This window comes from Oscillochloris sp. ZM17-4 (genome assembly GCF_019599295.1).
Lineage (GTDB): Bacteria > Chloroflexota > Chloroflexia > Chloroflexales > Chloroflexaceae > Oscillochloris.
Window position 1 is genome coordinate 54,230 of sequence record NZ_JAIEWN010000015.1, and the last position, 13,758, is coordinate 67,987.

Below are 13,758 nucleotides of genomic sequence, written 5' to 3' on the forward strand. Positions count from 1 at the left end.
CCGCGAAGCTCAAGCGCCAAGTTGCAGTGGTCACTGCGCAGATCTGAGCGGTGCGACATAACGGCCTCCTTTTTCGCCGGCATTCGTCGGCCAGTTGCAGTGGTCACTGCGCAGATCTGAGCAGTGCGACGCGGATGGTCATCCCTCAAAACGATCAACTGCGACGCGAATCTGAGCCGCGCAAGAAGTGTACGGTGCGACTCGTCTTCAAAACCAGTGGGCGCGGAAGTGCATAGTGCGACTGGTCTTCAAAACCAGTGTGCGAGAGGCTTGCCCCCTGGACTTCAAGGAATTCAGGGAACTTCAAAAAATCCAGGGTTCAAGTTCAAAAAATCCGGGTAATTTTACAACATCCGAGAGCGCGTGGGGGTCGAACCCACCGGCGCGGCTCGTCACCGCGCCCACCCGTTTTGAAGACGAGGGCAGCCACCGGGCCACATCCGCTCTCGCCGCCGATTGTAGGGGCGGATCGCCCCTGTGTCAATATCTCTGTGCATAGAGGCGACGGGGGGCATGGCGGTGCTGAGCTAGCGCCACTGCGCTAGCTCAGCACCACCATATCGTCGCGGTGGACCACCTCGGGGCCGTAGTCGTAGCCGAGGGCCTCGGCGATCTGGGCCGAGCGCATGCCGCAGATGATCCCGATGTCGGCGGCGCGGTACTGGGTCAGGCCGCGGGCGATCTCGCGGCCGTCGGGCGCGTAGATCCGCACCGTCTGCCCACGGTCGAAGCTGCCGTCCACCGCGACGATCCCGGCCGGCAGCAGGCTCTTGCCCTGGCGGGTGAGCGCCGCCACCGCCCCGGCGTCCACCACCAGCTGGCTGTGGCGCACCGTCTCGGCCAGCAGCCAGCGCTTGCGCGACTCGAGGTGGCTGACGGCGCTGGGGAAGCGCGTGCCGACCCGCTCGCCGCGGGCGACCCGCAGGATCACGTCGGGCTCGGCGCCGCTGGCGATCACCACGCTGGTGCCCGAGCGGGTGGCCAGGTCGGCGGCCTGGATCTTGGTGCGCATGCCCCCGGTGCCGCGGGCCGTCCCGGCGCCGCCGGCCATCTCCCAGATCCGCTCATCGATCGCGGGCACCTCGCTGAGCAGCCGGGCCGCCGGGTCACTGCGCGGGTCGGCGCTGTAGAGCCCGTCGATGTCGGTCAGGATCAGCAGCAGGTCGGCGTCGATCAGGCCGGCCACCAGGGCCGAGAGGTTGTCGTTGTCGCCGACGCGTATCTCGGCGGTGACGAGGGCGTCGTTCTCGTTGATGATCGGCACGATCCCGCGCTCGATGCAGAGGTTCAGGGTGTTGCGGGCGTTCAGGTAGCGCCGCCGGTCGCGCAGGTCGTCGCGGGTGAGCAGGGCCTGGGCCACCTGGAGGCCGTAGAGCTCGAAGAGCTGCTCGTAGAGGTGCATGAGCCGGCTCTGGCCGACGGCGGCGAACATCTGTTTGAGCGGCACGTTGGCCCGGGCGCGCTGCTGGGGAGCGCCGCCGAGGCGCTCCCGGCCGGCGGCGATCGCCCCCGAGGAGACCAGGGCCACGTGGACGCCGGCGGCGCGCAGGGCGGCCACCTGGCGGGCCAGGTCCACCATATAGGGCCGGTTGAGCCGGTCGGTGCCGGCGGTGAGCACGCTGGTGCCGAGCTTGATCACCAGCCGGCGCGGGAGTGGGTGGTTCATTCAAGGAGCTTTTGCTAGGCGAGGGGACAGGGGACAGGGGACAGGGGACAGGGGACAGGGGACAGGGGATATCACGCTCCGGATCTATTCCCTGTGTCACGCTCCGGATCTGTCCCCTGTCCCCTGTCCCCTGTCCCCTCACGGCTTGATGCCGAGCTCCGCGAGGCGCTCGTCCGTCGGGTTGCCATCGGCGCCCCAGCCGTGGCGGCGGTAGTACTCGGCCAGCAGGTCGGCGAGGCGGGGCATATGGCCGGCGGCGCGCCCCTCGTCGAGGGGGGTCTCGCTCCAGCGCGCGGGCAGCTCGTCGAGCGCGCCGTTATCGGCGTAGCGGCGGGCGAAGAGCCGCTCGACGGTGATGATCCGCTCGCCGATGCGCGCCATGTCCGAGCCGCTCACCGCGCTGCCGGTGGCCGTGATCAGGGCCAGCAGTTCGCCGGGCGAGATCTGGTAGGCCATCAGGCCGAGGCGGCGGCAGATCCCGGCGGAGTCGAGCATGGCGGCGAACCGCTCGTGCCAGATCAGGCGCAGCGCCTTGCCCTTCACCGCCTGGGGGTGCGACGGCTCATCGGGCAGCCAGGCCGGCGGGTCGGGGATCAGCTCCTCGTAGGCCATGGCGTAGCGGTAGTCGCCGCCGATCGGCGCGGTGGCCATGGCCAGGGCGATCTCGGTGAGCGCCCGCGGGTCGAGGGCGGGCATGGCCAGGCCCTTCACCTGCGGGGCGAAGGCGGCGCCGCCCCAGAAGACATCGGCGATCTCGCCGATGCCGAGGGAGAGCATGTCGCGCCGCTCCTGGCGCACCGCCAGGCGATCCAGGGCGGCGAGCACCGCCTCATCGCTGCCCCAGGGCAGCGTGCCCGACAGGTTGAGCCCCTCGGCCTGGCACTCCATCAGGAAGGCCACGGCGGCGCTGGCCGAGGCCGGGTCGAGGCCCAGCCTGAGGCAGCGGTCGGCGATCAGCAGCAGGGTGTCGGGGCTGGAGATGCCGCAGCGCGCGCCGAATCCAGCCACCAGCTCCAGCTCGGGCAGCGGCACCGTCTCGCCGGAGCGGCGCTGGGTGTCGAAGTAGCAGGGCATGGGGCAGCCGTCGCAGCCGCGGCTGTCGCGCTTGCCGCGCATGGCCAGCGAGCTGCGCATGTGGCCAACGCCGTCGCTCAGGTGGGCGTCGCGGCCATTGTGCGCGGTGAGGCCCCCCCACTCGATCGCCTGGGTGAGGAGGTGGCCGCTGCCGATCTCGCGCAGGCCGGCCGCCAGCTGGCTGGACTCGACCCGCCGGCGCACCACATCCATCGCCGCGCCGAGGCGGCGCTCATCGGCGATGGCGATCGGCGGGCCGCTGCGCACGGCGATCGCCTTCAGGCGCTTGTTGCCCATCACCGCGCCCGGCCCCGCCGGCTCGGCCATGTAGCGGCCCTCGGCCACGATGCTCGCGTAGGCCACCTCGGCCTCGCCGGCTGGCCCCAGGCATGCCACGCGGAAGTCGTCGCCGAGGTCGGCCCGGATGGCCTCGTTCGTCTCCAGGGTGTCGCGCCCGACCAGGTGCGACGCCGGGCGCAGGCGCACCTGGCCGCCGTCGATCACCAGGTAGCACCAGTCAGGGGCCTGCCCGCGGATGATCAGCAGGTCGTAGCCGGCCTGGCGCAGGGCCGCCCCCCAGTGGCCCTGGCCCCAGCTGTAGCCGATGCTGCCGGTGATCGGCGAGCGCGTGCCCACCACGAAGCCGCCGGTGGCGAAGGCGCCGGTGCCGGCCAGCGGGCCGGCGGAGAAGATCAGCAGGTTCTCGGGGGCGAGGGGCGGCGTGTCGGCCGGCAGGTGGCTCCAGAGCAGCCAGGCGATGGCCCCGCGCCCGCCAAGATAGTCACGCTCGACGGTGGCCGGGAGCTGCTGGCGCGCGTGTCCGCGCTCCAGATCTACAGTGAGGGTACGCAGTGCCATGCGGGTGACTGTTCAGGCGCAGCGTGCCGCGCCCACCTGGGGCGCAAGTGATCGCGCCCGTGCTCGTTGGGATGTACGATAGCGTGCCACCACTATTATACAGCCCCGTGTATCCCTATGGTACAATGCATGGGCCGCATGAGACACTAGACAGAGGTTGATATGGCCGCCAAGAACGGCCAGGCGCGCGTATCCACCGCCGCCCAGGCCCGCATCGCGCGTCAGGCCCAGCGTCGCCAGGAGTCCCTGGATCTGCTGGGCGCCCTCGACTGCCTGCGCGGCGTGCCGGCCGGTGAGCTCGCGCGCCTGATCGAGCAGGGGGTGGTTCGCGCCTTCGCCCCCGGCGCCACCATCTTCGGCAAGCAGAAGCGTGACCGCTTCATCTTCATCGTGCTGCGCGGGGATCTCCAGCTCCGCATGCGCGACAAGGACGGCCGCGAGGTGCTGATAGGCGTGCTCGGCCCCGGCGACTGCTGCGGCGAGGGGCCGCTCTTCGGCGACTTCTTCCGCCGCATGAGCGCCCAGTCCCTCAGCGGCTGCTACCTGCTCCAGGTGCCCCTCGCCGACCTGCGCGAGTCGCTGGGCATGATGCCCATGCTCGCCACCGCCCTGCGCAAGGTCTACAAGCGCCGCCTCGTGGAGTGTACCCTGGCGCGGGTGCCCCTCCTCGGCCAGCTCCCGCCCGTCGAGCGCATGGGCCTGGCGAGCAGCCTGCGGCCATCCAGCTTCAGCCGCGGCAGTCTGCTCATCCGCGAGGGCGATAGCGCCAACGCCCTCTACCTGATCGAGAGCGGCCAGGTGCTTGTCGAGCAGGGCGGCCAGACGGTGGCCACCCTCGGCGAGGGCGACTTCTTCGGCGAGATCGCCCTGCTCACCCGCCAGCCCCACCGCGCCAGTATCCGCGCGATCACCCCCGTCGATCTGCTCGCCCTGCCCAGCCCAGACTTTCACCAGCTCATCCGCGACCGGCCGCAGCTTGAGGTGAGCCTGCGCGCGGTGATCGAGAGCCGCACCCGCAACAACGCCGCTGTCCACCAGGATCAGGCACGCGCCCTCGGCCTGACCCAGGCGGTGGACAACGGGCTGCTGCGCGGCACCCACCTGCTCGTGCGCACGCCGAGCCTCTGCCCGCCCGGCTGCCGGATCTGCGAGGAGGCCTGCGTCGGCCGCCACGGCCACCAGCGGCTGCACATGGGCGGCACCATGGTCGATGGCCTCGATGTGCTCGACGCCTGCCGCCAGTGTAGCGTCGGCCCCGAGTGCGTCGAGGCCTGCCCCGAGGACGCCTTCGCGCGCACCGAGGACGGCATTCTGATCATCACCGACGCGTGTACCGGCTGCGGCGACTGTGTCACGGCCTGCCCCTACCACGCCGTCGACAGCGTGCCCCAGGATGCGCAGCAGCTGCCCTCCGGCCCGCTCTGGGATCTGCTCCGCCAGGCCCGCAGCCAGATCCAGCGCAGGAAGCACATCCCGCTGACCCAGACCCAGCGCGCCGATAAGTGCGACCTCTGCCACGGCCACGCCGACCAGGCCTGCGTCAGCGCGTGCCCCACCGGTGCCCTGCGCCTCGTGCCCGTCGAGGAGATGTTCCAGTAGGGGCGCGGCCGTGCTGGTCCACCGCGCCGACGATCGCCCGCACGATCGCCGGCGCGTCCTCGCCGGCGTGGGCCGCGATCACCCCGCGCAGCCGCTCCACCCCGAACTCGCGCTGGGCGTCGTCGATCGCCTCTGTCACCCCGTCGGTGTAGCAGACCAGCACATCCCCCGGGTCGAGCGAGATCGCTGCCTCGCTCAGGCTGATCTCCTCGAGCACGCCGAGGGCGATCCCGGGCGTGCGCAGCTCGTCGAAGGTGCCGGCGTCCGGCCGGTAGAGCAGCGGCGGGTTGTGGCCGGCCGAGGTGTAGCGCAGCCGCCCGCTCTCGGTGTCGAGCAGCCCGTAGAACAGCGTGACAAACATGCCCGACTCGGAGTCGCGGGTGATCCAGCGGTTGGCCCGCTCCATCGCCGCCGGCGGCGCCGACCCGTCCAGGGCGGCGGCGCGCACCAGCGAGCGCGACATCGCCATGAACATGGCCGCCGGCACGCCCTTGTCGCTCACGTCGGCGATCACAAAGCCGAGAAAGGATGAAGGATGAAGGATGAAGGATGAGTCGCCGCCAGCGCTGTCTGGCAGCGACTCATCAGTGACCGCCCGATCTTCATCCTTCATCCTTCTCCCTTCTACCTTTCGTAGCGGCCAGAAGTCGTAGAAGTCGCCGCCGACGAGGCGGGCCGAGCGCCAGGCGGCGTCGATCTGCCAGCCGGCGATCTGCGGCGGGTGGGCGGGCAGCAGCGCCGTCTGGATCTCGCGGGCCACCCGCAGCTCCTGCTCCATGCGCCCGGCCTCCTCGGCCTCGCGGGCCAGCAGCAGGCTCTCCAGGGCTCCCGCCACCTGGGCGGCGGCCCCCGTGCTCAGGTTGATCTGGCGGCTGTCCAGCACGATATCGGGGTCGTCCCAGTCGAAGATCAGCGCGCCGAGCAGGCTGGCCCGGGCCAGCATCGGCAGGGCCACCAGGGTGCCGCTGCCCGCCGGCCCGATCAGCTGCGGCCACTCCGCCGGGTGTGACTGGGCGCGCGGAAGCACCAGCGGGCGCGTGGGCGCCTCGCCGTCGGCGACTGGCGCGCGCAGCCGGGCCAGCAGGGGCGCCGCATCCAGCCCGACCGGCTGCCCGACCAGCTTGTCGCGCAGATCGCCCGGCAGCCCGTAGGCCGCCAGCAGCGCGAAGTGGCCCTCGCGCACCCAGAGCAGACAGTAGCAGCGGCTGCAGCCGAGCAGCAGCGGCGGCATCCGCACCACCGTCGAGAGCAGCGTGTCGAGGGTGCTGGCCCTGCCGATGTTCTCGGACATCTGGAGCAGCGCGTTCAGCGTCCAGGCCTGCTCCTGCTGGGCCGTGTAGGTGTTGGCGCTGTCGATGGCCACGGCGATCTGGCCGGCCAGGGTCTGCATCACAAACAGGTCGTCGGCGTCGAAGTCGCTCACCTGATCGCTCTGGACATCCAGCACCCCGATCACGTGCTCGCCGATCCGCAGCGGCACGGCCAGCTCGGAGCGGGTGTCCTTGGCGTCGCGGATGTAGCGCGGGTCGAGGCGCACATCGCCCACCAGCACCGCCGCGCGGCTGGCCGCCGCGCTGCCCACCACGCCCTGGCCGAGCCGCATCGGCTCGGCGGCGATGATCTCCTGGCGCGAGAGGTCGGCGGTGCTGGCGCGGAAGCGGATCGCCTGCCCGCCATCGTCGATGGTGAAGATATGCACCGGGTGGTAGCCGAAGTGCTCGCGGATGAGCCGCACGATCGAGGGCAGCAGCTCCTCCAGGTTGAGGATGGCGGTGATCTGCTCGCTGACCTCGTGGATGGCCTGGAGCTGGATGGCGCGCTGGCTGGCCTGGCGGAAGGCCCGCGCCCTGGTGATCGCCACGGCGGCCTGGTCGGCGATCAGCGAGAGCATGCGCAGGTCGTTGGCCCCGAAGGCCGAGGGCTGGTAGCTCTGCACCGAGATCGAGCCGATCACATCCTCGCCGGCGATCAGCGGCACATAGATCCCCGAGCGCGGCGGGCGCTCGCTCTGGTAGCGCGGGCGCGCCGGCAGCCGGCTCATCTCCTGGGCGAAGTCCTCCACCAGCAGCGCCCGCCCGGTCTGCCGGATCCAGCCGATGATCCCGTCGCCCGCCGCGAGGTCGACGGTGAGCCGCGGCAGGCGCACGCGGTCCTGGACGCGCACCATGAGCGTGTAGTCGCTGCCGTCGAAGAGGCCGAGGTGGAAGGATCCGGTGTCGATCACCTTGCTGGCCTCGCGGTAGATCAGCTCGCAGAGGGCCTCGGCGTCTAGCTCGCTGCGGATGATCGCCCGGCTGGCCTCGTTGAGCATGGCCAGCTCGCGCACCGAGCGGCGCTGCGACAGGAGGTTGACGCTGGCCCGGCGCACGGCGACGGCGGCGGCGATCAGGGCCAGGCCGGCCAGGCAGAAGTAGCCCACGCCGAGCCGGAGGTAGATCGCCGCGCCGAGCAGGGCCAGCGGCAGCGGGGCCAGCTCGACGCCGAGGGCCAGCCGCCAGGTGGAGCGCCACCAGGTGGTCACGCCGCTGCGGCCGCCCTGCAGGTACTCGCGGCCGATCCGGCCGAGCTGGAGCGAGGCCGCCGAGCAGAGGATCGTCCAGAGCAGCAGCGCCTCAGGGTTCAGCGTGGCCGGGTCGTACTGCGGCGCGCCCAGCGCGGCGCTGGCCAGGGCCGCCCCGCCGAGGATGCCGACGGCGCGCACCCCGCCGCGCAGGAAGGGCCGGGCCAGCAGCAGGTAGACGCTGCGCGGGCGGCGGTAGACGAAGGGCAGCAGCGCGCCGGAGAGCAGGCCCTCCCAGGCGGCGAGCAGCGCGGCCGGGGCCGGGCCGAGGGCGAGGGCGGCCATGACCAGCACCAGGCCGCCCATGCTGTGGGCGTCGGTGGGCGGCACGCGGAAGCTGAGCGTGTCAACCGAGAGGGCGATGGCGCCGAAGAGCAGCAGGGCAAACAGGGGCGTGGGGGGCGGCGGGGTGAGGGCCAGCCAAAGCCAGCCGATGCCCCCGACCATCAGGCAGTAGACGATCAGTAGCCGTTCGCGGTTCAAGCACGCCCCAGGCCAAACGAGGCCCGGGCCTCCTCTGCCGTCGTGTGGATGGCGAACACCTGGGTGAATCCCGTCAGGGCGAAGACCTCGTGGACCTGGGGCTGGAGCCCGGCGAGGCGCAGCTCGCCGCCGAGGGTCATCAGCTCTTTGCGGATGAGCAGCAGCGAGCGCAGCCCGCTGCTGGAGAGAAACGTCACGTCGCTCAGGTCGAGCAGCACAAAGCGCGCCCCGGACGCGATCTGCGCGTGGACGGTCTTATTCAGCTGCGGCGCCGTCACCGCATCCACGCGACCGCTGATCGGCATGGTCACGACATCATCGCGGTGCGTGGAGCTGAGATACTTGACCATGGTGAGGACGTTGCCTTCCTGGGGGTGAAAGTCGAAGCGGGCCTCGTCCATCAGTCTGGTGATCAGGTAGAGGCCGAGCCCGCCAACCTGCCGCTCCTCCAGGGGCGAGTTGATATCGGGCGGCGGCACGCTCTCCGGGTCGAACTGGCGGCCCCGGTCACGCAGCGTGATGATGAAGCGGCCCCCCTCACAGGCCCAGCCAAGCGTGATATCGCCGGGGTCCTCCTGGTCATAGGCGTGCTGGATCACATTGGTCGCGGCCTCATCGACGGCCAGCTGCACCTGCCACGTCGCCCGCTCATCAAGGCCGGATCGCTCGGCGGCGGCGGTAATAAAGGCGCTGATCTTCGCCAGCGCGTCGAGGTCGGCGGTGAGGGTGATGGTGTCCATAGCTGGAAGGATGAAGGATGAAGGATGAAGGATGAAACAGCGTTTCATCCTTCATCCTTCATCCTTCATAGTTTAAAAGGAGCCCACCGCCTCAACGGTATCGCCGTACATCTCGAAGAGCGAGGTGAATCCGGTCAGGTCAAACACTTCTTTGATCTTCGGGGGCAGGTTGGCGATCCGGATGTCGCCGCCCTCAAGGTCGGTGATCTTCCACTCGCGCGCCCGCTTGCGCGCCTCGATCAGCACGCGCAGCCCGGGGCTGCTGACATACTCGAGCCCGGCCAGGTCGAGGACAATACGGTAGCGCCCCTCATCGAAGAGGGCATCGATCTGTTGCTTGAGCTTCGACGCCGTCGCGGCGTCGACACGCCCGGTGACTTCCAGCAGATCCACCCGGTTCATGGGGCGGTGGCTGATCTCCATACTGCCTCCTTCGTACGGCGTAGCCAGGCCATGAGACAAGGGTACAGGGTACAGGGTACAGGGTACAGGGTATAGGGTATAGGGTATAGGGAGAGCGCATCAGTATGTGCTATATACAGATAAACTGAACCATATCCCTGAAACCTCATTGTGCCTTTATTATAGCATAGGGGACAGGGGGCAGTTCTGTAACAAGCATTCTGGCGATTATTATAATCTGTAGAATGCGTATCTGTAACCGTGGCCGAATACGGCAGCACGATGCTGAATCTATCGCAGCGCAACCCGTCGCTGGCGTACAGGCACCACTCACCTCCGACGCCTCGCGGCGAGGGCGGCGCGCACCTGCTCGTCGTGGACGGCCGCGTAGCGCCGGGTGCGCGCGGGTCGCGGTGGCCGAGCATGCGGCTGACCACCTGCTCGGGCAGGTCGGCGATCAGGTCGCTGTCCAGGGTGTGGCGCAGCTGGTGCAGGGTGTAGCGCGGCTGGCCATCGTCAAGCAGCCCGGCCCGCGCGCAGACCTTCGCCCACTGGTAGTGCAGGCTGTCGTAGCTGACCCGCGTGCCGCGCCGCGCGCGCAGCAGCGGCGCGGACAGCGCAGCCCCGCTCGCCCGCAGGCTGGCTAGCGCTGGCGCACCGGGATCTGGACTTCGGTCACATGGGCGTCAGGGGTGGCCCCTTGTTGCAGGTAGAGCTCGCGGCTGGCGCCGCTCGGCGTGTAGCCGCTCGCCTGGAGCCAGACCATCAGCGCCGCGTAGGCCTGGCTCAGCCCCTCCCAGGGGCCGCGGTGGATCGTGCTGGCGACGGTGACGCCAGGCAGGGTGTACACCCGCACCCGGCCGCCCTCTGGCACGGGGGCGGCGAGGTAGACGGCCGCCTCCATCTCCGGGTCACGCTCCTTGTACTCCTCGTTGTGGTCAATGCCGACGGCCATGCCGCCGGTGCCGTGCTGGCCCAGGTAGGCGTACAGCTCATCGAAGAGCGCGCCGATGGCCCCGTAGCTCGGGATGACGGACCGGATGCCGGCCACCAGCTGGGGCTCGACCTCCTTCAGCACCACATCGTAGTCAGACATCGTTCCCTCCTGTTCAATCTGGCGCAGCCTGGCCGCGACTCGGGCCAGGCGCGCCTGCTCTTCCGCGATCTGCTGGCTGAGCTCGCCCTGACGCAGCCGGAGCATGCCCTGGATCTGCGCGGGCGAGAGCGGCTCGCGGAGCATCAGGCCGATCTGATCGAGCGAGAGCCCCAGATCACGCAGGGCCAGGATACGATGGATGCGCGGGAGCTGCTCCATCGTATAGAAGCGGTAGCCGGTCAGGGGGTCAACCTGGGCCGGCGGGAGCAGGCCGATATCCGCGTAGTAGCGCAGCGCGGACACCGGCACCTGGCACACCCGTGAGAACTCGCCGATCTTGAGCATGGTCCGCTCCTCGTCAGGACAGCCACCGTGATGATCCTACCGCCTCAAGCGGCTTGAGAGTCAAGCGGGAGTTTGCTCATCCCTGCTCGGACTCCGGCTCAGCGGTGCGGATAAGCGCCATATAGTCGTCGGGCTCGCCATAGTGCGCGCAGAGCGAGGACCAGAGGGCCATGTGCGGCAGGCCGTTGGCGTGGAGCCGGCGCACTGCCCGCGCGGCGCCCAGCAGGCTCAGCCCCTCGGCCTCCTTCAGCGCGGCGATAGCGAAGGTCGTGGAGCGGCTGATGCCGGCCCCGCAGGCGACCAGCACGGTCTTGCCGGCGGCACGCTGGGCCAGGATGAAGTCCACCCCGCGCCGCAGTGTCGTCGCGTCGAGGGGCTCGCCGTCCTCGACCGGCAGGTAGAGCGTCGTGATGTCTGGCGGCTCGACTCGGGCGGCCAGGTGCAGCAGCGCGCCGACCTGAGCGCGGGCCAGCAGGTCGCTATCGAGCGTCTCGCGGTACTTCCCGATCAGCAGCCAGGGGCGGATGGGCTGCATGGTCATATCCTGCTCGTCGAACCTTCAATCACAGAGGTCACCTTCTCCATCACGCCTCCCCCAGCCGCACCCGCACGAGCAGATCGTTGACCGCCTCGCGGGCGCTCGGCTCGTCGGGGAGCTGGCTGGCCTCACGGGCGGCCTCCAGCTCCGCGCGCAGCCGGGCGTACTCGGCGGCGAGCGAGGCGATGTCGTCGTCAGGCAGGGTGCCCTGCTCTGGCCCGGCCAGCTTGCGCGCCACCAACTCGGGGAGGTAGGGCAGCCGGAAGATCTCATTGAGCGCCACCAGGTTCGCCTCCAGATCGCCGGTCTGCATCAGGTGGATTCCGGTGAGCAGCACGCGGAAGACGTAGAGCAGCGGCTTGACCCGCCGCGGCCGCTCGCCCGCAAACAGCCGCCACTGGGTCGCCGCGAAGCCCAGGTAGTGGTGGGCGTGGTGGCGGGTGAGCAGCCCGGGCACCAGGGCGCACAGCGCGGCGTGGGCCGGCGTCGTGTGTATCACCAGCGGCGAGCAGAGCTGCTCCAGCACGTAGCCGTTGGGCCGCAGCAGCAGCCGGCAGAACTTCTCCACGTCGTGGGTGACCAGGTCGAGCTCCAGGCCGAAAGCGCAAGATCAGCGTCCCAAACTTTAGCTCATCGCCGTGCTGGATGGGGGTCGGGCTCTGGGGCGACAGCTTGCGCCCATTGATGAACGTGCCATTCGCGCTGGCCAGATCCTCCAGGGCGTAGCCCTGGCTGAAGGGCACAATAATCGCGTGGCGGCGCGACACCCCCGCGTCATAGCCGCCGTCAAGGCCGAGGTCGACATCGGGGAAGATCCCGCGCTGGTTATCCTTCCGCCCGACGAGCAGCTTCTCGCCGGCCTCAAGGTTGATCCGCCGGCCGCTGTTGATCACCACCAGGCTGATGCTCTGAACCCCAATGGCGACCGTCGGCTCGGGCACTACGATCAGCGGATCCGCCTCGACCACTGAGGGCAGACCGTCGGCCTCCTGCTTCAGGGAGGTGGTCGTCTCGCGATGCGGGCCGCCGCTGAACACAGCGGCCCCGCACTCCGAGCAGAAGATCGCCCCGTTCATCTGCTTCGCGTTACAGTTGCTACAGCGTATCATCGTGATCCTTGTCCCATCACGCCTCGCGCTCCTGCGCCTCGCCGCTATCGATCAGGCCGCGCGTCCCGTACTTGATCCGCTTGCGGCCCTCGGCGCTCGTCTGCCCCGAGCGCAGGAGCCGGGTGGCCTCCTCCTGCACGGTGTGGGCCAGGTCAACCTGGCCGGCATCGAACAGTCGCGTGCCGGCCATCTGGAGGCGCCGGGTGGCCTCCTCGATCCGGCCGGCCTCCATATCTTGCCAGGCCCCGGCCTGCAGCCGGTAGGCCACCAGCCGCTCCAGCCAGTGCTTCACGGTGGCGTCCACATCATAGGGCACGCTCGCCGCCTCGCGCACGCCGACGCGCAGCACCAGGTGGCCCTCCTGGTCGATCAGGTTCATGCCGGGTAGGCTGTAGCGCAGGGTCAGCCGCAGCAGCGGGTGGTCGCCCACAGCCAGCGGCGGCACCACCACCTCCAGCAGAAAGGCCTGCGGGTCGCTCCCCGGCCAGTCGCCAAGGCTCGCCGCCCAGACCCGGTCCTTCTCCTCGACGACCTGCACGGTGGCGATGAAGGGCCGCACCCGGTCCAGCGAGCGGAGCAGCGCGCCGGGGCGCACCTCGGCGCGCAGCTGCACGTCCTGGGCGAAGACCGAGTGCATGCGCGTCACCTCATCGGTGAAGATCTGGGCGATCTCGCTGGCCGAGGTGATGTACTGGGTGCGGCTGTTCTCGCGGGCCGTCATCGTCTCAAGCAGGTCCTCGTTCCACTCGTTGCCGATGCCGAGCGCCGTCAGGCCAACCCCGCGGCCCTGGGCGCGGCGGGCGATCTCGACGCAGCGGCTCTCATCGCCGTAGGTTCGCCCGTCGGTGAGCAGCAGGATGCGGCTGACCCCGCGCCCGAGGATGGCGCGCTGGACCTCCTGGAGGGCCAGGGCCATACCGGTGGCCATCTCAGTGCCGCCGGCGGCCTCGAGGCCGCCAATCAGGCGCTTGAGGTCGCCCTTATTGCGCGCCCGCTGCGCGGCGATCACCACCTCGGCCCGGTCGTTGAAGGTGACGAGCGAGAGGTAGTCCTCCTCACCGAGCATATCGACGATCCGGCCGGCCGCCTCCTTCACCTGCTGGAGCCGCTCGCCGCGCATCGATGAGCTGCGGTCGATCACCAGGCAGAGGTTGAGCGGCAGCTTGGGGGTGCTCGTCGGCACGCCCTGGGCGCTTACCTCAAGCAGCACATAGATCAGCTGCTCCTCGGCGACATCGGGCAGCGCGCTGCGGCTAAGCGTGGAACGAAGCTGGATGCCCGGTGCCAT

At 69.8% G+C, this 13,758-nt stretch carries 10 protein-coding genes, 1 tRNA gene and 2 pseudogenes; 2 read left to right on the forward strand and 11 right to left on the reverse strand.

Translation table 11 applies throughout. From position 1 onward, the window contains the following. Positions 1-354: 354 nt before the first annotated feature. The 3 genes from K2Z83_RS13085 to K2Z83_RS13095 form a co-directional block, all read right to left on the reverse strand. Positions 355-448: transfer RNA gene (locus K2Z83_RS13085), tRNA-Sec, on the reverse strand. Between the two features lie 93 nt (positions 449-541). Then, positions 542-1,666, reverse strand: a complete 1,125-nt coding sequence (gene proB / locus K2Z83_RS13090; protein ID WP_220595632.1) for a glutamate 5-kinase — start codon at positions 1,664-1,666, stop codon at positions 542-544. Positions 1,667-1,804: 138 nt separating this feature from the next. Beyond that, positions 1,805-3,598, reverse strand: coding sequence for an aldehyde ferredoxin oxidoreductase family protein (locus K2Z83_RS13095; protein WP_220595633.1), 1,794 nt, complete (start codon positions 3,596-3,598; stop codon positions 1,805-1,807). A gap of 162 nt (positions 3,599-3,760) precedes the next feature. On the opposite strand from K2Z83_RS13095, the gene K2Z83_RS13100 reads away from it, so the two are divergent. Then, positions 3,761-5,197, forward strand: a complete 1,437-nt coding sequence (locus K2Z83_RS13100) for a cyclic nucleotide-binding domain-containing protein (RefSeq protein ID WP_220595634.1) — start codon at positions 3,761-3,763, stop codon at positions 5,195-5,197. On the opposite strand, the gene K2Z83_RS13105 is transcribed toward K2Z83_RS13100, so the two are convergent. The 7 genes and pseudogenes from K2Z83_RS13105 to K2Z83_RS29955 form a co-directional block, all read right to left on the reverse strand. Then, a complete protein-coding gene (locus tag K2Z83_RS13105) occupies positions 5,139-8,240 on the reverse strand; it encodes a SpoIIE family protein phosphatase (RefSeq protein WP_220595635.1) in 3,102 nt (1,033 codons plus the stop codon). The two genes, K2Z83_RS13100 and K2Z83_RS13105, sit on opposite strands and share 59 nt — an antisense overlap. Next, a complete protein-coding gene (locus K2Z83_RS13110) occupies positions 8,237-9,028 on the reverse strand; it encodes an anti-sigma factor antagonist (protein WP_255603877.1) in 792 nt (263 codons plus the stop codon). Before K2Z83_RS13110 ends, K2Z83_RS13105 begins: the two co-directional genes overlap by 4 nt. A 24-nt stretch (positions 9,029-9,052) precedes the next feature. Continuing rightward, positions 9,053-9,403 (reverse strand): STAS domain-containing protein, encoded by a 351-nt coding sequence (locus tag K2Z83_RS13115; protein ID WP_220595636.1) that lies wholly within the window; start codon positions 9,401-9,403, stop codon positions 9,053-9,055. Positions 9,404-10,025: 622 nt separating this feature from the next. After that, entirely contained in the window at positions 10,026-10,823 is a 798-nt protein-coding gene (locus K2Z83_RS13120; protein WP_220595637.1) for a MerR family transcriptional regulator, read from the reverse strand. Between the two features lie 76 nt (positions 10,824-10,899). Next, positions 10,900-11,364 (reverse strand): dual specificity protein phosphatase, encoded by a 465-nt coding sequence (locus K2Z83_RS13125; RefSeq protein WP_220595638.1) that lies wholly within the window; start codon positions 11,362-11,364, stop codon positions 10,900-10,902. Positions 11,365-11,407: 43 nt separating this feature from the next. Then, positions 11,408-11,959, reverse strand: a pseudogene (locus K2Z83_RS13130) (DNA polymerase beta superfamily protein); the annotation flags it as partial. Between the two features lie 55 nt (positions 11,960-12,014). After that, positions 12,015-12,209, reverse strand: a pseudogene (locus K2Z83_RS29955) (FHA domain-containing protein); the annotation flags it as partial. Between K2Z83_RS29955 and K2Z83_RS29960 the strand changes: the two are divergent. Beyond that, positions 12,114-12,332 carry a hypothetical protein gene (locus tag K2Z83_RS29960; RefSeq protein WP_370650173.1) on the forward strand — a complete coding sequence of 73 codons (219 nt, stop codon included), beginning with the start codon at positions 12,114-12,116 and terminating at the stop codon, positions 12,330-12,332. The pseudogene K2Z83_RS29955 and the gene K2Z83_RS29960 sit on opposite strands and share 96 nt — an antisense overlap. A 154-nt stretch (positions 12,333-12,486) precedes the next feature. Here the strand turns inward: K2Z83_RS29960 and K2Z83_RS13140 are convergent, their stop codons facing one another. Continuing rightward, positions 12,487-13,758, reverse strand: coding sequence for a VWA domain-containing protein (locus K2Z83_RS13140; RefSeq protein WP_220595640.1), 1,272 nt, complete (start codon positions 13,756-13,758; stop codon positions 12,487-12,489).

Coding starts and splice junctions, on each gene's coding strand:
- proB (WP_220595632.1), bottom strand. CDS start 1,666: ATGAACCACCCACTCCCGCGCCGGCTGGTGATCAAGCTCGGCACCAGC.
- K2Z83_RS13095 (WP_220595633.1), bottom strand. CDS start 3,598: ATGGCACTGCGTACCCTCACTGTAGATCTGGAGCGCGGACACGCGCGC.
- K2Z83_RS13100 (WP_220595634.1), top strand. CDS start 3,761: ATGGCCGCCAAGAACGGCCAGGCGCGCGTATCCACCGCCGCCCAGGCC.
- K2Z83_RS13110 (WP_255603877.1), bottom strand. CDS start 9,028: ATGAAACGCTGTTTCATCCTTCATCCTTCATCCTTCATCCTTCCAGCT.
- K2Z83_RS13115 (WP_220595636.1), bottom strand. CDS start 9,403: ATGGAGATCAGCCACCGCCCCATGAACCGGGTGGATCTGCTGGAAGTC.
- K2Z83_RS13120 (WP_220595637.1), bottom strand. CDS start 10,823: ATGCTCAAGATCGGCGAGTTCTCACGGGTGTGCCAGGTGCCGGTGTCC.
- K2Z83_RS13125 (WP_220595638.1), bottom strand. CDS start 11,364: ATGACCATGCAGCCCATCCGCCCCTGGCTGCTGATCGGGAAGTACCGC.
- K2Z83_RS13140 (WP_220595640.1), bottom strand. CDS start 13,758: ATGGCACCGGGCATCCAGCTTCGTTCCACGCTTAGCCGCAGCGCGCTG.